The sequence below is a fragment of the Streptomyces sp. LBL genome, from assembly GCF_029893585.1.
Lineage (GTDB): Bacteria > Actinomycetota > Actinomycetes > Streptomycetales > Streptomycetaceae > Streptomyces.
Window position 1 is genome coordinate 368,121 of the sequence record NZ_JARXYX010000002.1, and the last position, 18,841, is coordinate 386,961.

Genomic DNA, 18,841 nt, shown 5'->3' on the forward strand with positions numbered 1-18,841 from the left:
CAGCGACCTCCATGTGCCCTTCATGACGTCAGTCCCTTCACGACTGCCGCCCGCGCGGTCTCGATGTCGCCGACGTCCTTCGTCCGGCCGTCGAGGTTCCGGGTCGCGGTGGTGAGGGCCTCGGTCAGCGCGTCACTGTCGGCACCGCCGTCCTTCTTCCGCAGCTCGGCGATGAGTTCGTAGTCCTCGATGCCATCCTTCAGCTGCTCCCAGCGGATGCTGGACATCGGGCCGTCCTTGCCCGGGTAGACCAGGTACTCGTCGCCCTGCGTGAAGACGTGCACCGGCTGGTTGAAGGGGTCGCTGGTCCAGCTGTTGTACGACCAGCGAAGGAAGCCGTCCAGATTCCGCTGGGCGGAGATCCACGGCAGCATCCGCGACTCGACAGCGGGCGAGAAGGACAGCGTGTTGGGGTGGGCGGGCGCCCCGTACACGTAGAAGGTCGTGATCTTGCCGGCCTTGCGCCGCTCCGCCGCCTTCTCCTTCGTCATCGCGTCGATGCCGCCCCAGTCGACCGACAGGTTGGACGCGACGCCCTCGGTGCTGATCGAACCGGCCACGGAGATACGGTCGTCAAAGACCGGCGCGACCTCGTGGACGAAGTTCTTGACGACCGTCATGGTGTCGATGGGCCGCTCGTCGAAGGACAGCCAGGTGTGGTCCAGCCAGCCCTTCGTCTTCAGATGCTTCTCGAAGGCGGGAAGGAACGCCCCCCATGCCTCCCGCCAGCGGTCCCCGCCCAGGCCGACGTTCTCGTAGACGGTCTTGCCGGTGCTGGTGTCGGTGTAGGTGAGGTGCTCCTGGTCCTGGAACGCCAGCATGGAGAAGGCGCCGATGTCAGGCCCGAGGCCGGCGCGCCTGGCGGCCTGGACGTACTTGTCCCAGCGGCTGAAGTCGAAGGAGAACGTCTTTCCGTTCCAGGCCCAGCCCACCATGCTGGTGTAGGGCGTGGCCGTCTGCGACTCCCGGGTGCCGAGCGACCACTGGTGGTGCCACGGGTTGTCGACGATGGTGGTGTTGATGACCTTCTGGCCGCGCGACGCCAGGTCGCGGTTGTACTTCTCGATCAGCTTCCAGTGCTGGTCGGACCAGAGCTTGACGCCGTGGTTCTTGGCGATCGTCTCCGGCTGCGCCCACACGTCGAGGAAGAACTTGTAGTCCTTCGGGTCGGGCACGCTCGCGTCCGCGACCTCGATGGTCAGCGGATAGCTGGCCTGGGTGCGACCGCCGGCGTTGACCTTGACCGTGCCGGTGTAGGTGCCGGGCTTGGCCTGCTGGGGAATGTGGAAGGTGAACCACAGCGGCTGCGCGGCGTACGCGGGTACGTCCACGGAGGACCGTTCCTCGAGCGCGTCGCCGACCACATCCGGGTTGCGGTCGCCGGACACCTCCTTGCCGGAGCTGACCTGGTCGATGGTGGCGGACCAGTCGACCTCGCTCTTGGAGCGTTGCACGGGCACGTACTTGACGAACCGGACCTGGGTGTCCGCACCGGACAGCTTCGCGCCACTGGGGCCGGTGAGGTCGCCGACCACGGCCTTGACGTCGTCGAGCTTCTGGCCGGAGGCGATCGCCAGCTGCGCCGAGACCTGCTCGTTGCGGACGGCGGAGAGCTTGAGCTCCTTGGTGTCCTTGCCCTGGATGGCGGTCATCGGGTAGCGCGGAACCCGTTCCTCCGCGGAGCCCGCGAAGGAGCCGGTGGGAACCCAGGTGATGGTGTCCCTGGTGCCCATGGCGTCGGCGACCTTGACGGTCAGCCAGGTGGTGGTGGCCTTGGAGTTGGGGTCGGTGCCCGTCGTCGTACCGGTGACGGCGATCGCGGTGGTGCCGGCGGCCACGACCACGCCGGCCACGAAGCCGGCGACAGCTGAGGATGTACGTGCCATGGGGGTGGGTTCCCTCTCTCACGGCTGTGCAGGGAGTGGTCCCCGGCAGGCCCCACGGGGTGGGGGCCTGCCAGGAAGCGGGGTGATATTCGTGGCGCGCAATGGCGCCTGTGGTGTCAGGAGCTGTGGTGTCAGGAAGTGACGGAGAATCCGCTGAAGACGGCTTCGATGTTCTCGCCGGGGTAGTTGACGTTGGACGCGCCGGCGACCATTCCGGCGTCTTCGGTGCCGGCGGCCGACGGCACCTGGGCGGTGCCGACCTGCGACCAGGTCTTGCCGTCCTTGCTGGCGTACGCGGTGTAGGTGGCGCCGTCCCGGGTCAGCTTGAGATACGCCGGGTGATAGCTCGCGTTACCGCCCGCCCAGGTGTCGAGCTTTCCGTCGCCGTTACTGTCGGTCATGAACTCCAGTCCGTAACTCTGGGTCATGACCAGCACCGCGTAACCGCCCTTCTCGGGTGCGGTCAGGTCGTTGGCGAGGGCGATGCCCGCCTTGCCGACCGGTGAGGCGCTGTTCTGGGAGATCAACTGGGCCTGCACGGTGGACTTCTCGCCGGCCGCCTCGTCGCGGTAGATGACGCCCTTCTCGTCCTTCCAGCCGGACAGGTCCTGGCCGCCCGCCCAGATGGCGAACTGGTCGCCGGCCTGGGCGTACTGGGGGTCCTCGGAAGTGGTGTCGGTCGTCAGGTACGGCGCCTGCACGCTGCCCGGGGCGGCCTTCACCTGCGCCTGCACGGTGTCGGACACCTTCTGCGACCCGTCGGATCCGCTGTAGGTGGCGGTACCGGTGAGGCCGTGGCTGCCCCAGCGGGCGTCGCCGGCCGGGGTCACCGTCCAGGTGGTGGTGAGTGTGGCTCCGTTCTTGAGGGAGCTCGCGGTGGTCGAGCCGGTCGCCTTCGCGGTCCAGCCCTCGGGCAGGTCCAGGGCCGCCTTGGCGTTCCTGAGGGTCCCGGTGCTCCAGTTGGTCACCTCGGTGGTCACCTGGAACGGCTTGCCGGCGTCGGTGACCGGGGCATCCGGGGTGATCAGGACGGAGGCAGCCGGAGCGTCGTCGCGCTTGAGCGCCTTGACGGCCTTGGCGGCGCCCTTGGCCTTGAGGTTGACGAAGGCCGGCGTGACGCCGAGTGGCGCCGCGTACCCCTTGAGGGTCTTGGGACCGCGGATCACGGTGCCCTGGTTCACGTCGTACCAGGTGCCCGGCGGCAGATGGACGGAGCGGGTGGCGCCGGTGCTCAGCTTGGGCGCGGCCAGCACGGCCGGGCCGAGCATCCACTCGTCGGCGACCGTGTAACTCGCCTCGTCCTTCGGGAAGTCGAAGAACAGCGGCCGCATGATCGGATCACCGGTCTTCAGCGTGCTCTGCACCTGGTCCCAGATATAGGGGGCGAGCTTCTCGTGCGTCTTGATCGCCTGCCGGTAGAGGTCGACCGTCTCCTGGTCGTAGTCGACCTTCTGGCCGGTGGTGGTGTCGTTGGTGTCCACCGGAGAGGTCGAGGCGTACATCAGCGGCATCAGCGAGGCGGATTGCGCCCACCGCACCAGTACGTCCTTCGTCGGTGCGGGCTGGCCGCCGGAACCGCCGATCATGTCGGACTCCACGAACGGGTAGCCGATGGTGGAGATGGCCAGGTTCTGGCTGGCGGAGGCCCGCAGGGAGTCCCAGCCGGTGCCCTTGTCGACCTGACGGGTCACGAAGCCGGCCTCGTGGGCCGTCTTGTTCCAGTGCACCCGGATGCCGGCGCCCTGGAGGTCGAACTCGTCGGCGAGCTGCGTACCCAGCTTCTGATAGTCCGTGACCTGGGAGCCCTCGCGCGGCGCGCACCTCTCGTCGAAGAAGCGGGTGTCGAACTTCAGCCCGTCGATGTCGTACGTGTCCATGAGGGACTTGAGGTTGCCCTCGTACCAGGCCTTGGCGTCGGGGTTGGCCAGATCGATGATCCCTGCCTCGCCGTTCCACCAGGTCACGTCGCACGGCTTGGTCTTGTCCTTGGCGTCCATGAGCAGATAGCCGTGGTCGACCGCGTACTGGTAGTTGGCGGAGTCCAGGTTGATCCACAGGGTGACCCAGACGCCGAAGTCGAACCCCATGTCGTGGATCTTCTTGGAGAGGCCCTTGGGATCGGGGAAGGTCTTGGGATCCCAGGTCAGATTGCCGTAGTTCGACTCCCACTTGTCGTCGAGCTGGATGGTGTGCCCGTCCAGCCCGTTGTCATGGAGGTCGGTGGCGTAGTCGAGCAGTTTCTCCTGGTCGACCTTGGTGTAGAACTGCGCCCAGGAATTCCACAGCGGCTTGGCGTACTGCTCGTACGGGGCGTCGGACTTGGTGGGCTTGCCGACGATGCCGATGTAGTCGCGGTAGACCTCCAGCGGGGTCGACTCGACGAACACGGTGGCCTTGTACGTGTCGGGCGACTCGACGACGAAGGTGCCGAGGCCGTCCTTGCCCTTGTTGAGCGCCACGTCCATGACGTTCCCGGTGTCGACACGCAGACCGGTCGACTTGGAGGTGTACCAGAACGGGTCGATCATGTGGTACGACGCCGGGCCGAAGGTCTTGTGGTCGACCTCGCCGGCGTCCAGCGGCCAGGGCTGGTTGGTGCCGGGACCGCCCTGCGGGGTCTCCGCCTCGCCGTGGCCGTACCAGTGGCCGGCCGATGACAGGTCGTAGGCGAGGCCCAGTTGGTCGGGGCTGCCGCCCTCGACGTCCCAGTCCAGCTGGTAGCGGTCGGCTGCGGGGGTGAGCCGGGCCTTGACGGTGGCGCCGTCGAGGGTGGTGTCGGTGGTGAGGGTGAGGACACCGCTCTTCCACGTCCAGTCGGTGACCTTGGTGGCGTGTTCCCACTTCCCGCCGGAGCGGAAGCGGAGTCCTCCGTCGTCGCCGCCCGCGGTGCCGAGCACGGTCTTCCCGGAGCGCTCGGTCGTCAGGGCGAGTGCGTCGGTGGCGACGTCGACGGCGTAGCCGGGTGTGTTCCCGGTGCCTGGCACGGACAGGGTGAGGCCGTCCGCGCTCTGGGTCACTTTCGGCCGGGAGCCGGTGTCCGCCTGGGCTTTTGTGGTGAGGGAGCCGGTCACGGACGGTACGAGCGTCAGGGCCAGCGCGGCGGCCAACAGTGTTCCTGGCCTAGGGGTTCTGCGCCTGAGCGGTTGAATGGGCACTCACGTCCTCCAGCGGGGGGGGCGGGGCTGGGCGTTGCCGGGCGGGGTGTTGCTTCGCGGAACAGCACGGGTTACTTCGCGGAACGGCACGACAAGATCATGCTCATTTCTGCTCATGTTCTGGCCATAAACGTCAGCTGTCAACATTCCCTTCCATGATTTCTCGGCAACACCACGGGCCACTGTCGACCCTGGTGACAGTCGCCTCCCTGGCCCCGCGCCCTGCTCGGAGAGGGGGCGGACCCGAAAGAAGCGGCTGTAAATTCTGCGTGAACCGCGACCAATTCGACTGATTCCGACCCCTCCGCCCGGGCCCTCCGCACCCACCCCTCCACCCGATCCCTCCACTGACGGGCTCATCGGGTCCGCGTGACCGCGACGGGGAACCGAGTGACCGCGGCGATGGACCGGCCGACCGCGACCGGAGGGCACATCCAGCACCCCGGAGACGGCACCGGCCGAGCGAGCGCGACCACCCCGCCTCGAGCCTCGACGTAACGCACCGGCAACCCTTCCTCCCTTGACATCGCGCGCTTCCTGTTGGGCATGATGGTGATTACTGCTTGAAGTAAGCCAGTTTCGAGCAGAAAAAATCACCAGGTTGCAGAGAAGGCGGTACCCCGTGAAACGGAACCTCGTAGGCATCGCAGCAGGTGTGGCCCTCACCCTGGCCCTCAGCGGGTGCGGCAAGGGAGGTTCGTCCGGCGGCGGCGACTCCGACGGGAAGACGATCAGATTCGTGGCCGCCAAGTACGACGACGACACCCAGCCCTACTGGGACAACCTCATCAAGTCCTTCGAGGCAGCGAACCCGGGCTACCGGGTCGAGTTGGAGGTCGTCGACTGGGAGCAGCTGGATTCCAAGGTCAAGACGTACATCCAGACCGGTCAGCAGCCCGACGTCCTCAACTACAACAAGTTCTCGGACTTCGCCCGCGACGACCTGATCTACCAGGCCAAGGACGTCGTGTCGCCGAAGGTGCTCGACGACTTCCTGCCGCTCTTCGCCGACCAGGCGCAGTACCGGAACGTCCAGTACGGCCTGCCGTTCATCTCCAGTGCGCGGCTCTTCTTCTACAACAAGGACATCTTCGACAAGGCCAAGGTCTCGAAGCCGCCGACCAGTTGGGCCGAGGTCGAGGACGCCGCCCGGAAGATAAAGACGGCCGGGGACATCCCGCTGGGCGTGCCGCTCGGCGCGGAGGAGGCCCAGGCCGAGTTCTACATCTGGGCGATGAACAACGGCGGCGGCTGGACCGACAAGTCGGGCAAGTGGACGGTCGATCAGCCGGCCAACGTCCAGACGCTGGACTTCCTGCGGAAGCTCACCAAGGCCGGGCTGACCCAGCCCAACCCCGAGGCCACCAACCGCAAGGACGTCTTCAACCAGTTCGCGCAGGGGAAGATCGGCATGATCAACGGTGCCGTCTTCATGCGCAAGGGCTTCCTCGACGCCGTCGACAAGAACCTGAACTACGGCGTCGCGCCGCTGCCGAGCAAGGACGGCACGACGCACAACACGCTCGGTGTCCAGGACTACCTGGTGGCCTTCAAGAAGGACAAGAGCAAGAACCGCGAAGCCGTCAACAAGTTCCTGGACTTCTTCTACCAGAAGGAGAACGCCTCGAAGTTCCTGTCCACCGAGGGGTTCCTGTCGGTCACCAAGTCGGCCGGAGCCGCGCTGAGTTCGGACTCCGCCTACTACAAGCCGTTCGTCGACGCGCTGTCGGGCGCACGCTTCGCGCCCACCGACAATCCCAACTGGTCGGCCGTCGAGGGCGCCGTGAAGCAGCGCATCGGCACCGGCGTGGCGGGCACCGAGCCCAAGAAGGTCCTGGGCGAAATCCAGGACACCGCCGAGAAGAACGGCTGACGGGGTGGCCGTACAGGACGTCACCACGCGCACCGCCGGAGCCGGCAAGGAACCGACGCCGACCACACCGGCACACGGTTCCCGCCCGGCCCGGAGCGGTCGCCTGCGGGCGCTGGAGCCGCTGCTGTGGCTCGGCCCCGCGCTCGTGCTGATCCTCGCCGTGGTCATCTGGCCCGTCGTCGAGATGGTCCGCACGTCCCTGATGGACATCAGCTCCACCGGAGTTGTCCGCGGTTTCGCGGGTGGCGACAACTACACCGAGCTGTTCGCCGAGCCGGACCTGCCGGGCGTGGTGCTGCGCACCCTGGTCTGGGTGGTGGGCGTGGTCACGGTCACCATCGTCGTCTCGCTGGCTCTGGCGCAGCTGCTCAACTCGCGTTTCCCCGGGCGCCGGTTGGTCCGCTGGGCACTGATCGTGCCGTGGGCGGCATCGGTCCTGATGACGGCGCTGACCTGGCGTTGGATGCTCAACAACTTCTACGGCGTCGTCAACCGCGTCCTGATGGACGTGGGAATCCTGGACAAACCGGTGAACTGGCTGGCCCACCCCGCCCAGGCGTTCGCCTGGATGATGGCTGTGGCGGTGTTCGTCTCCCTGCCGTTCACCGCGTTCGTCATCCTTGCCGGCCTGGGGACCGTCCCGGCCGAGGTGTACGAGGCGGCCCGCCTGGACGGCGCGGGAACGGCCCGCACGTACCTCTCGATCACGCTGCCGCTGCTGCGCCCGTCGCTGATGGTGGCCGCCATCATCAACGTCATCAACGTGTTCAACTCGTTCCCGGTGATCTGGTCCATGACCCGCGGCGGTCCCGGCTTCGCCACCGACACGAGCACCACCTATATGTACAAACTCGCGTTCGACAACCAGGCCGTAGGCGAGTCGGCGGCCATGGCCGTCGTGAACTTCGCGCTGATCCTCCTGGTCGTGCTGCTGTACCTGCGCGTCGTGCGCAGTCGAGAGGAGATCGGCTGATGTCCACCGTCACGGCCCGATCCGAAACAACCCCGTCCGAAACGACCCCATCCACGACGGTCCGTCGGCGCCGTCCGCTCCGGCTGCGCACCGTGCTGCTCACCGCGGTGGGCTGGCTGGTGGCCCTGTTCTTCCTGGCGCCGTATCTGCAGATGCTGCTGACGGCCCTGAAGCCGACGCCGGAACTGATGAAGTCGCCGCCGTCCTATCTGCCGTCGACGTGGCAGTGGTCGAACTTCGCCGACGTCTGGTCGCTGAAGGATCCACCGGTCTCCGACGCGCTCTGGTTCTCGCTGTACGTCGCCGGGATGTCCACGCTTCTCGCCCTCGCCGTGGGGCTTCCCGCCGCGTACTACACCGCCCGCCACCGGTTCCGCGGGCGCGGCGCCTTCCTGCTGCTGGTGCTCGTCACCCAGATGTTCGCGCCGACCTCGCTGCTGGTGGGCATCTACCGGGAGATGGTCAGCCTCGATCTGACCGACACCGCGGAGGGCCTGATCCTGGTCAACGCGGCGTTCAACCTGCCGTTCTGCATCTGGATCCTCAACGCGTACTTCGCGAGCATCCCGAAGGAGCTGGAGGAGGCGGCGTTCATGGACGGGGCGGGCCGGCTGGGCGCCATGGTCAGGATCACCCTGCCTCTGGCGCTGCCCGGAGTGGTGACCGCGCTCGTCTACACGTTCATCGGGGCCTGGAACGAGTACGTCGTCGCCCTCACCATCACCTCGTCCGGCAACCGGACGACGCTGACCAAGGCCATCCCCGGATTCGTCACGGCGTACCAGGAGCAGTGGCAGTACCTCTTCGCCACGTCCCTGATCGCGATCGTGCCGGTCGTCGTCCTCTTCGTCTTCGTGGAGCGCTATCTGATCAGCGGTCTGACGGCTGGTGGCATCAAGTGACCTGACTGCAAGGCCGGAAGGCGCTCAGGCCCGAACGGCCTGCAACGCCCGGAAGGCGCTCACGCTCGAACGATCTCCACACCCGCCGCGGCGAAGGGCTCGGTCAGCTCCGGGCCCGCCGCCTTGTCGGTCACCAGCACATCGACGTCCTCCACCGGGCAGATCCGGGCGAAGGCCCGCCGACCCAGCTTGGAGGAGTCCGCGACCACGATCACCCGTTCGGCGCGACGGGCCAACGCCCAGTTGATGCCCGCCTCGCCCTCGTCCTGGGCCGTCGCCCCGTGCCGGACATCGATCGCGTCCACGCCGATGAAGGCATGGTCGAGCGTGATCTGCGCGAGCATCCCGGTGGCGAGGGGTCCGGTCAGCTCGTACGAGGCAGGGCGGGCCACTCCCCCGGTCACGACGAGCTTCACATGACGGCGTACGACCAGCTCGTTGGCGATGTTCAGCGCGTTGGTGACGATCGTCAGCGAGGGTCCGGCGCCCTCCGTGCTCAGCTCGGGCCTGATGGCCAGCGCCCGGGCGACCGCGGTGGTCGTGGTGCCACCGTTCAGACCCACCACGGCCCCGGCCTTCACCAGGCCCGCCGCCGCGTTGGCGATCCGCTCCTTCTCCGGAGCGTTGCGCGCGGCCTTGTAGCGCAGCGGAAGGTCGTACGCGATGGCGTTGATCACGGCGCCGCCATGGGTACGGGTGACCATTTGCTGGCGTGCCAGCTCATCCAGATCCCGCCGGATCGTGGCCGCGGAGACGTGCAGTACGTCCGCGGCGGCCTCGACCTCGATCCGCCCGTCGCGCGTCAGCATGTCCAGCAAGGCACTCCATCGGTCCTGCGGTGCCGCCATGCGTCGTCCCCTGTCCATGGTGTGCGGACCCGTGAAAGCACGAGCCGTGTCCGATTCTTTGAAAGGCAATGCCTGTTTAAGCAGCTTAGACGGCCAAAGCCAACACTTCTGTGCACGATCGTGTCAGCCACGTGGACAGGCGGTCTCCGGGCGAACGGCGAACTGTGAGCGGCGAACTGTGAACTGCGCTTCGACTACGGCGAGGCCGCCCACGGGCCCGCCGGTCCCCTGATCACCATGTGACCCGGGACAATCATCGCCATGACCGAGGGTAGGGACAACGCCGAGAGCCGCCTGGCCAGGATCGAACGACTGCTGGAGAGCGGCGAGCGCGATGCGGCACCCGCATGGCGCCGGGCGACGCGGGGCGAGACGCGCTGGGCGGTGACCGCCGTGATCCTGATGGCGGTCGCCCTCCAGCTGATGCTGCCGCACCGGCTCACCTTCCAGCCGTACTGGGCTCTGCCGGTCCTGGAACTACTGCTGCTGGCCGGCCTGATCGCGGCGAACCCGCGACGGGTGGAGCCCCGTACCCGCTGGCTGCGCTGGCTGGGCCTGGCCTTGATCTGCGTGATCAGCTTGGCCAACGGCTGGGCGGCGGCCCGGCTGGTGGCGGGCCTGGTGAACGGCACCGAGGGGGCGGACGCCGGGCCCCTGCTGCTGACCGGCGGCGGCATCTGGCTGACGAACGTCATCGTGTTCGCCCTGTGGTACTGGGAGTGGGACCGCGGCGGGCCGATGGCGCGGGCCCGCGGTCACCATCAGTTCGCCGACTTCCTCTTCGTCCAGATGCAGAGCCCACAGACCGCGCCGCCGGACTGGGAGCCGGCATTCGTGGACTACCTGTACCTGTCTTTCACCAACTCCACCGCCTTCAGCCCGACCGATGTGATGCCGCTGTCACACTGGGCCAAACTGCTGATGATGCTGCAGTCCTCGGTCTCGCTGGTGACTGTGGTCCTGGTGGTCGCCCGGGCCGTCAACATCTTGTGATGACGTCTGCATCGCGTGATGACATCGACATCGCGTGATGACAGCGCGGCCGGGACCCGTTGGGACTGCATCGCACGGAGAGCGCGCAGTCGATCTGGCGGCAGCCGGCGAGGTCGACCACGCGTGTGCGCTGACGGCACCACTGCTCGCCGGCGTGGCGGCGGTGCGCTCAGCGACCGTCACGAACGACCTGCGGCGTCTCGCCCGGATCCTTGCCCGCCATTCGGATCACCCTTCCGTACGTCAGCTCGGGCCGCGGCTCGGCACGTTATCGCGCTCGTCCAATTCCTGAGGGGGACATCACCATGAAAGAGGTCTGCATCAACTACCGGACTGGCGACGGGGAGAAGACCGCCGCACTGATCGACCAGGAGCTGTCGCGACGCTTCGGCCCGCAGCACCTCTTCCGTGCGTCGAGGTCCATCGCTCCTGGCGAGGCCTACCCCGACTCCCTGCTGGCCGCGCTGCGACACAGTTCCCTCCTGCTGGCCGTCGTGGGGCCGGACTGGATGAACTGGATTTCCGACGGCCCCGCGGCTACGGCCGCCCTCTACGGGCGCTCGGCCATCGCTCACACCTCCAGCACCAACCGCTCTCCTTCCGGTGCACGCGAGACGCAGGGCAGCATGGCGCCCTCCGCACGTTCGGTGGCCGTGAGCCGACGGTCACGGTGATCAACATGGCCATGGGCCACCTGTACCCGGCAGGTGCCGCAAAACCCCTGGCGGCAGGAGAACGACATGTCCGGCAGGGCCTCGTGGAGAACATCCAGGGCGGAGCGGTCGTGCGGCACTGGCAGAACTCTTCCGGCGTCGCCCAGCTGAAGTTCGAAGGGACGGCCGTCCGTGATCGGGGCCGGGGCGAAACGCTCGAAGTGCAGGGCTGACGCGCGGCTGCCACCGAACGCGCGCCGAACGCCGTCGATCATGGGCGCGGGCCCGCAGCAGTACACCGCACCCGCCGCCGGGCTCAAGCTCAACAGATCGGCTGCTTCGGGCACGCCGGACTCGTCGTCAGGACGGATGGAGACCCGGCCAGGGGCTGCGGCTGCGAGTTCGGCCAGCTCTGCCGCGAAGGGCATCGAGCCGCGGCTGCGGCCGGTGTGCACGAGCCTCCAGTCCAGGCCGCGTCGGGCGGCTTCCCGGGCCATCGGCAGGATCGGGGTGATTCCGATGCCGCCCGCGATGAGCAGGATGGACACTTCGGCGGCGAAGGGGAAGGCGTTCCGGGGCGCGGTGACGGCGACCCGCACACCGTCTCCGAGGGTGTCGTGCACCTCGGCCGAACCGCCTCCACCGTTGGCGATGCGGCGCACCGCGATGCGGTACCGGTACCGGTCGGCAGGGTCGCCGCACAGGGAGTACTGCCGCTTGCGGCTGGAGGGCAGGTGCAGTTCGATGTGGGCGCCGGGCTGCCAGGGCGGGAGTATTCCCCCGTCGGGTGCTGCCAGCCACAGGGAGACGACATCCTCGGCTTCTTGGTGCTTGGTGGCGACCACCAGTTCCCGGATCACGGGCATCTCGATAGTCGGCGGACGCCTGGGAGGAGTGCTGCGCCGCGCGAGGCGGGTGACCGCGTTGTCGCTGAAAGCCGCCAGCTTCTGCATGAAGGAGTCGCTGCGCGGTCTGCCGTACAGGTCCGGCGGCCGAGTGAGGGGTGTGCTGATGTCCATGGGATGCCTCACTGGTTGCTGGGTCATCGGGCAGCCGCTCGGGCAGCGGGGGACGCCGCCAGGTAGGCGACCGCCAGCTGGGTCGAGCCCTCCTGGGTCGGGTGGTAGCCAGGGCGGAAGTAGCGCAGTACCGAGCGGGCGAACGAGCCCGGCCGGGGCAACAGGTCCTTGCGGGCGGCGGCCAGGTAGTCGCGGAAGCGGACCTCGACCCGGTCGTCCAGTTCGGGGTCGGCGCTCATCAGGAAGCGGACTCCGCGGATCCACAGCCGGATCAGCACCGGAGCGGTGACGAGCATGCCGGCCACTCGGCGCCGGTACCGGGGATCGAGGTGCACCAGCAGGTCGAACGCGACCGAACGGTGTTCGACCTCCTCCGCGCCGTGCCAGCGGAACAGATCGAGCATCGCGGGGTCCGCGCCGGCCCGGTCCAGGTGCCCGTTGCTGAGAATCCAGTGACCCATGTACGCGGTGAAGTGCTCGAAGGCCGCTATGAGGGCGAGCCGTTGGAGGAGGTGCGCGTGGGTGGCGGCCGGCATCAGCTCCGTCCGGTCTCCGAGCACCCTTCGGAAGATCCATTCGGACTGCAGGGTGTACGGAGCCGGGTCCAGCCCCTTGGTGAGCAGGTGCTCCAGGACCTCCTGGTGCGCCTCGGCGTGCATCGCTTCCTGGCCGATGAAACCGCGTACGTCCTCACGCAGCCGGTCGTCGGTGATCAGTGGCAGTGCCTGCTCGAAGGTGCGCACGAACCAGCGTTCGAGCTCGGGGAGCATGAGGTGGAGCACATCGAAGGTGTGGGTCGCGAAGGGCTCACCCGGCAGCCAGTGCAGCGGGGTGGTGCCCCAGTCGAAGGTGACGTCCCGGGGTTGCAGCACCAGGTCGTGGTGGTCGATGGGCTCGGAGGGGCTCTCCGGGTGGGCATGTGCGGCTCGGAACATGACAGGTTCCTCCTCCGTCGGCGATCGGTGTGTGCGGAAGGGCGGTCAGGCAGTCGTCCAGTACTGCCGGTCTGTTACTGCTGGTCCGTCAGATCGGGTGCCCGGTGTGGTCCGGACTGCGGCGGGAGCCGTCTTCGATACGGTGGGCGAATTCCGCGATCCGGGACGCGACCTCCTCGGGGTGGCTGAGCTGCACCCAGTGCCCGGCGTCGATCGGGCGCCGTTGTATCTGGCGCGTCCAGTGCTCCACTCCGTACGACAGCACCGGGGTGACGCAGAAGTCGCGCGTGGGGATGATGAGCTGAACCGGGACGGTGGTCGGCCGGTCCCGGGGACGCAGCAGGCGGGGCAGCATGTTGGCGCGGTACAGCGCGGTGCCGGACACGGCGTCGCGGGCCAGCGTCGGCGCGGGGTAGGGGGTGTGCCCGGGCACACCCTGGGAGCCGGTGAGGAAGGCGCGCCAGCGGTGTCCCAGTGCTCTCCAGGTCAGGGCGGGCACGAGCGGAAGATGGAAGTAGGCGATGTACCAGGACCGTGCGGCCTGCCGCAGCATCTTCGGCAGATCCGGATGCCGCGGCCGAAGGCGGGCACGGATCAAGTGGCCGACGTGGTCCAGGCAGGGGCCGGAGATCGAGGTGAACGAGGCGATCCGCCCGGCCAGGCGGGTGCCGGTGACCGACTCCCAGGAGTGGATCGATCCCCAGTCGTGTCCGACCAGATGCACCGGACGGTCGGGGCTCACGGCGTCGAGAACCGCCTCCAGGTCGGCTTCCAGGCGGGACATCCGGTAGGCGCGCAGACCCCTGGGCCGGTGGGAGGCACCGGCTCCCCGCACGTCGAAGGCGGTGACGTGGAAGCGGTCGGCCAGGCGCTCGGCAACCGGGCGCCACACTGCGCTGGTGTCCGGATAGCCGTGGACCAGCACCACCGGAGGAGCCGTGGACACTCCCCACTGGTAGGCGGCCAACTCCACGCCGTCCGCAGCGATCCGGCGGGCGGCCGGGCCGGTCATCGGCCACCGCTGGCAGGGGTCAGTTCGCCGTAGTTCAGACCGCCGTGGAAGAAGCCGGGCAGCACCGGCCACTGCCGCTTGAAGGGGGCCAGCTCCGAGGAGGGCAGGATCTGCAGCCAGCGCGGATCGCGTCGGCTGGGGTCGGCGAGCGTCTTCTCCTTGACCATGGAGTCGTACTGGTCGAGCGAGTCCTCCAGGGTGTTGGCGTTGGGCACCACCTCATGGCCGTAGAACGCGGCGTGGCGGCGCACCCCGGGAATGCGGGAGAGCTCGGGCTGCCAGTTGTCGGCCGAGATGCCGTTCTCGGAGGAGACCCACACCCCGTCGGGAGTGTTCAGCACCAGGGAGTGGTTGCCGTCCGTATGGCCCGGGGTCCACAGCAGGCTGACGCCGACACCGAGTTCGACATCGCCGTCGAAGGCGGTGACGCGCTCGGGCGGTACCCCGTCCATGCCTCCGTCGACGTACCAGGCCCACTGCATCGGATGCACCGATTCGAAGGTGCCGAGCTCCCTGCGGTGCACCAACAACCGGGCGCGCGGGAACAGCGCTTCGCGGGGCGCCCGCTCGCCGGGAATGGTGCTGGCACTTCCCATGATCATGCGCACGTCCTGGACGTGCAGGTGGTCGAAGCTGACGAAGTCCACGTCCTCGGGTCGCAGACCGCAGGAGGGCAGGACGGTGTTCGGGTCCTGGTAGAAGCGGGCGAAGACGCGCTCGGTGAGAAAGTCCCCCGCCAGCCGCTTGAGCTGGGCGTAGAACGGCGCTTGAGCCGTTCCGGCGGCGACGGTCGGCTCCCACACCAGTGTTTTCGGCTCACCGTCGAAGCCGTCGAACTGCACGACGAGCATCCGGTTGACGATGCTCACGAACGGGTTGACGGCGAGCGCGGCGCCGTGGAAGCCGAACCGGGTCGGGTACGGGGCGGCGGCGATGTCGAAACTGCGGACGGCGTGGATGCGGCCCTGCTGGACGAACCGCTCACGGTAGGTGGCCGCGGCGCTGCGCACGGCGCGCAGCCGGTCACCGCGGGGCCATACGTCGTGGACACCTTCGAATTCGGGGATGGGACGCGGAGCAGCGGCGTCCTGGGCCTTCTTCGCGCCGGGCGCCGGCTTGGGCGTGGTGGTCACGGGCTCAACTTTCGGGATGGCGGGCGGTCCGGGTGCGCTGCTCGTAGGCCGCGCGGACCGACCGGTCGGACAGGGCGGCGAGCTGGTCGGGGACAAGGAGGTGATGCAGGGCATCGCGGGCACGGCCCGGCAGCACTGCGGCCAACCGGGTCAGGGCGGCCACCTGGCGGGGAACGAAGACCTCGAACCGCGGGCGCAGCACGACGTCGAGCACCGCGTCGGCCACCTGATCTGTCGTCAGGCGCCGGGTGGGTCCGGTCGTGGTGCCCACCGCCAGCTCGGTGTCCACGACACCGGGCATCACCAAGGACACATGCACGCCGGTGCCGCGCAGTTCGGCGCGGACGGCTGTGCTGTAGCCGTGGACGGCGTGCTTCGTCGCCGCGTAGGTCGCCTCGCCGGCCGGGGCGACCTTGCTGGCGGCGGAGGCGATGTTCACCACGTGGCCGCGACCGCGTTTCCGCATCCCCGGGATCACGAGTTTCATCCCCCGCAGTACGCCGTGGACGTTGACGTCGAACTGGCGCAGGGCGGCTTCCTCCGGTTCCTCTTCGAAGGGGCCCACCCACATGATTCCGGCGTTGTTGACCAGTACGTCGATCGGCCCCAGCTGGGTCTCGACGGTGCGCAGGAAGTCGTCGAAGGAAGGTGTGTCGGTGACGTCGAGAGACAGCCCGAGCAGCCGGCCACCGGGATGCGCGCCGATGGCACCAGCCGCCTCCATGGCAAGCTCCGCGTCGAGATCGCCGATCGCCACCGCCGCTCCGGCCGCGGCGAGCCGGGCCGCGACGGCATGCCCGATTCCGCGGCCCGCCCCGGTGACCGCGATCACTCGTCCGGTCAGCGGTTGTGTGCGGGGGAGCCTGTCGCGGTCTCTTCGGACGGACGTGTACGGGTATGTGGGCGGTGCTGCCACGGTCGAGCCCCTTTCTTGCCCTGAGCATGAGCGGAACGCCGAGCGGCAAGCGGCCCGCACGTCTGACACGATGCCATGTCAGATGAACTGACAAGCTAGAGTGTCAGTTCGGAGCACACCGGTGTCAACACCTCTGCGAAGGGGAAAAATGACCGGCACACAGACCGCCGGGCGGCGCTACGGCGGACGCGATGCGGCGCAACGACAGCAGGAGCGCCGCACCCGCCTCATCCAGGCGGGCCTCGACCTGTTCGGCACGGCCGGATACGCCTCAGCCTCCGTCAAGCAGGTGTGCTCGCATGCCGGACTGACCGAGCGCTACTTCTACGAATCGTTCCGCGACCGTGAAGACCTTCTCGCCGGGGTCTACAACGAGCTGATCGCTACGATCAGCGCCGAAACCGCGCAGGCCGCAGCCGCTGCCGCACCCGATGTCGACGCCCAACTGCGCGCCGGCCTCGAGGTGTTCATCCGCACACTGGCCGGCGACGCCCGCAGGGCCCGCCTGGTGCTCATCGAGGTCGTGGGCGCCAGCCCCCGCCTCGAAGTACGGCGCCGTGAGGTCCTGCACGAATTCGCCGCCATGGTCGCCGCCGTCGTCGGACCGCTCCCTGGCCCGGAAGCCTCTTCCAGCCGGCTCACCATGACCGCGATGAGTCTGGTCGGCGGAGTCAACGAACTCCTCGTGGACTGGACCCTCGGCCACCAGAACGCCACCATCGAAGAACTGATCGACCTGTGCTACACCCTGTTCATCGCGGCCTACCGAGCCATCAGCGATCAGCACTGATCACGCAGGCCGACGGGAAACATTGCGCAGTGAACGCAGGTGCGGCGCACCTGCCGGCTGTCGGACGGGTTCCATACCCATCATCCATCCGGAAGTGACGCGGGCGATCGGGCTGAGGGGCCGCGAACCATGACGGCAGTGTTGCGTCGCGGGAGCTGCTGAACGATGAGGGATCACCCTCCGCCTGCGCCCGACGCCGTCCCGCGCCCGGGGCCCGGCCCGCGCCGGACCGACCTTGCGGCTATCGCTGGGCGCCCGCAAATGCCCAGCCCGCCAAGTGCCTACGTCTCTCGACCGCAGTCACTGTCCGTATTCGCGCGGTGGACGCATTCGCCAGACTCGAGTACTGCGCCCCGTCCGTGATCATCGTCGGCGGCATCGGGCTCGTGCCCTTCTCACCGGACGCCGCCGAAGGCTTCTACCGCCTGGTGGCTGCCGCGACGGTGTATCCCTGCATCTGCATCTGGAGCGTTTCGGGGTGTGCCGAGATCGGCCGCATGTAACCGATCGCCATTGAGCTGCTCATGGCACGGGAGGCAACCGCTCGTGCCGCTCATCCTTGGCCACCTCTCGAACGCCAGGCGGGCGTTCTTCCGTGCTCCGCGTCAAGGCGGCGGCGATCGCCTTCTCGCCCGGGAAGATTCGGAAGAGGTACGGCTGCGTGACAACGACACGCTTGGCAATCGCCGGGCAGTGCCGTAGCAGCCCTTGAGCGCGAACTCGCGATCGCGGCGCACGGATGGCGCTCCCGCGTCTCTCCTGCCTGCTCATCCGGCGCGTGCCGCCATGCCGGCGGGCGCCGGTCAGCTCAACCTGCAACCGGCCGGTGGCGCGGCCCGGGATCCGTTCGCTGCTTGAGCTTGCGCACTGGAAACCGATCGGTTTACAGTGAGACCAAGGGGAAACCGACCGGTTTCCCGGGTGATTTCGGGAGTGCATGATGACGACAAATCGGCCGGTGGCCCTCGTGACGGGCGCGTCCTCCGGCATCGGCAAGCAGACCGCGCTCGCGCTGGTCGCGGCGGGCTTCGAGGTGGCCGGCACGGGCCGCGACACCTCACGCGTCACCCCGCTCCAGGGCGTGACGTTCTTCGACCTCGACGTGGTCAGTGACAAGTCGGTCACCGCCGTGGTCCAGCAGGTGATCGACCGGTTCGGGCGGATCGACGTCCTGGTCAACAACGCCGGCATCGGCTCGATCGGCGCGGCCGAGGAAACCTCCCTCGCGCAGGCCCAGGGCGTCTTCGACATCAACGTCTTCGGGGTCATGCGCATGGTGAAGGAGGTCCTGCCGCACATGCGTGCCCGGGGGCGCGGACGCATCATCAACCTCTCGTCCGTGCAGGGCTTTATCCCCGCTCCCTACATGGCCGTCTACGGCGCGTCCAAGCACGCGATAGAGGGCTACTCCCAGTCCCTGGACCACGAGGTCCGGCAGTACGGCGTCCGCTCGCTCCTCGTCGAACCCGCCTACACCAACACCGGATTCGAGGCCAACAGCGCCAAGCCCGACACCCCCCTGCAGACCTACGCGGACCAGCGGCACGTCTTCGACCGCCTGATGGCGGAGGCGATCAAGGGCGGTGACGACCCCGCCGTGGTCGCCAAGGCGATCGTCACGGCGGCGACCGACGCGAAGCCGAAACTGCGCTACGCCGCCGGTCCCATGGCCGGACGCGCACGCATGCTCCGCTTCGTTCCCGCCTGGGTCCTGGACAAGCAGATCCGCACGATGAACAAGCTCACCGGCTGA

Annotated in this window: 15 protein-coding genes; 7 read left to right on the top strand and 8 right to left on the bottom strand. The window is 68.1% G+C overall.

The window, feature by feature from the left end; genetic code table 11:
• Positions 1-20: 20 nt before the first annotated feature.
• Positions 21-1,886, bottom strand: coding sequence for a DUF4091 domain-containing protein (locus tag M2271_RS03960; RefSeq protein WP_280885649.1), 1,866 nt, complete (start codon positions 1,884-1,886; stop codon positions 21-23).
• Between the two features lie 131 nt (positions 1,887-2,017).
• Positions 2,018-4,993: a TIM-barrel domain-containing protein gene (locus M2271_RS03965; RefSeq protein ID WP_280885650.1), complete on the bottom strand. Its 2,976-nt coding sequence runs from the start codon at positions 4,991-4,993 to the stop codon at positions 2,018-2,020.
• 670 nt (positions 4,994-5,663) lie between these two features.
• Here M2271_RS03965 and M2271_RS03970 point away from each other — a divergent pair.
• The 3 genes from M2271_RS03970 to M2271_RS03980 are packed head-to-tail and all read left to right on the top strand — an operon-like array spanning position 5,664 to position 8,789.
• On the top strand, positions 5,664-6,914 hold the full coding sequence (locus M2271_RS03970; RefSeq protein WP_280885651.1) for an extracellular solute-binding protein: 1,251 nt from the start codon (positions 5,664-5,666) through the stop codon (positions 6,912-6,914).
• A gap of 4 nt (positions 6,915-6,918) precedes the next feature.
• Positions 6,919-7,887 carry a sugar ABC transporter permease gene (locus tag M2271_RS03975; protein WP_280885652.1) on the top strand — a complete coding sequence of 323 codons (969 nt, stop codon included), beginning with the start codon at positions 6,919-6,921 and terminating at the stop codon, positions 7,885-7,887.
• Positions 7,887-8,789, top strand: a complete 903-nt coding sequence (locus M2271_RS03980) for a carbohydrate ABC transporter permease (protein ID WP_280885653.1) — start codon at positions 7,887-7,889, stop codon at positions 8,787-8,789. Before M2271_RS03975 ends, M2271_RS03980 begins: the two co-directional genes overlap by 1 nt.
• Positions 8,790-8,848: 59 nt before the next feature.
• On the opposite strand, the gene M2271_RS03985 is transcribed toward M2271_RS03980, so the two are convergent.
• Entirely contained in the window at positions 8,849-9,637 is a 789-nt protein-coding gene (locus M2271_RS03985) for a DeoR/GlpR family DNA-binding transcription regulator (RefSeq protein WP_280885654.1), read from the bottom strand.
• 261 nt (positions 9,638-9,898) lie between these two features.
• On the opposite strand from M2271_RS03985, the gene M2271_RS03990 reads away from it, so the two are divergent.
• Entirely contained in the window at positions 9,899-10,630 is a 732-nt protein-coding gene (locus tag M2271_RS03990) for a hypothetical protein (RefSeq protein WP_280885655.1), read from the top strand.
• Between the two features lie 571 nt (positions 10,631-11,201).
• Here the strand turns inward: M2271_RS03990 and M2271_RS03995 are convergent.
• The 5 genes from M2271_RS03995 to M2271_RS04015 all read right to left on the bottom strand — a co-directional run bounded on the left by M2271_RS03995 (position 11,202) and on the right by M2271_RS04015 (position 16,298).
• Entirely contained in the window at positions 11,202-12,302 is a 1,101-nt protein-coding gene (locus M2271_RS03995; RefSeq protein ID WP_280885656.1) for a PDR/VanB family oxidoreductase, read from the bottom strand.
• 23 nt (positions 12,303-12,325) lie between these two features.
• On the bottom strand, positions 12,326-13,237 hold the full coding sequence (locus tag M2271_RS04000) for a metal-dependent hydrolase (protein ID WP_280885657.1): 912 nt from the start codon (positions 13,235-13,237) through the stop codon (positions 12,326-12,328).
• An 88-nt stretch (positions 13,238-13,325) separates the two neighbouring features.
• A complete protein-coding gene (locus M2271_RS04005) occupies positions 13,326-14,249 on the bottom strand; it encodes an alpha/beta fold hydrolase (protein WP_280885658.1) in 924 nt (307 codons plus the stop codon).
• Positions 14,246-15,382, bottom strand: a complete 1,137-nt coding sequence (locus M2271_RS04010) for a hypothetical protein (RefSeq protein WP_280885659.1) — start codon at positions 15,380-15,382, stop codon at positions 14,246-14,248. Before M2271_RS04010 ends, M2271_RS04005 begins: the two co-directional genes overlap by 4 nt.
• Positions 15,383-15,386: 4 nt before the next feature.
• Positions 15,387-16,298 (bottom strand): SDR family oxidoreductase, encoded by a 912-nt coding sequence (locus M2271_RS04015; RefSeq protein ID WP_280885660.1) that lies wholly within the window; start codon positions 16,296-16,298, stop codon positions 15,387-15,389.
• Between the two features lie 148 nt (positions 16,299-16,446).
• On the opposite strand from M2271_RS04015, the gene M2271_RS04020 reads away from it, so the two are divergent.
• From M2271_RS04020 to M2271_RS04030, 3 genes are all read left to right on the top strand, one after another.
• Positions 16,447-17,088, top strand: coding sequence for a TetR/AcrR family transcriptional regulator (locus tag M2271_RS04020; protein ID WP_280885661.1), 642 nt, complete (start codon positions 16,447-16,449; stop codon positions 17,086-17,088).
• Positions 17,089-17,408: 320 nt separating this feature from the next.
• Positions 17,409-17,591, top strand: a complete 183-nt coding sequence (locus M2271_RS04025; RefSeq protein ID WP_280885662.1) for a hypothetical protein — start codon at positions 17,409-17,411, stop codon at positions 17,589-17,591.
• Between the two features lie 437 nt (positions 17,592-18,028).
• The gene (locus M2271_RS04030) at positions 18,029-18,841 is read left to right on the top strand and encodes an oxidoreductase (protein ID WP_280885717.1); all 813 of its coding nucleotides are present in this window, start codon (positions 18,029-18,031) and stop codon (positions 18,839-18,841) included.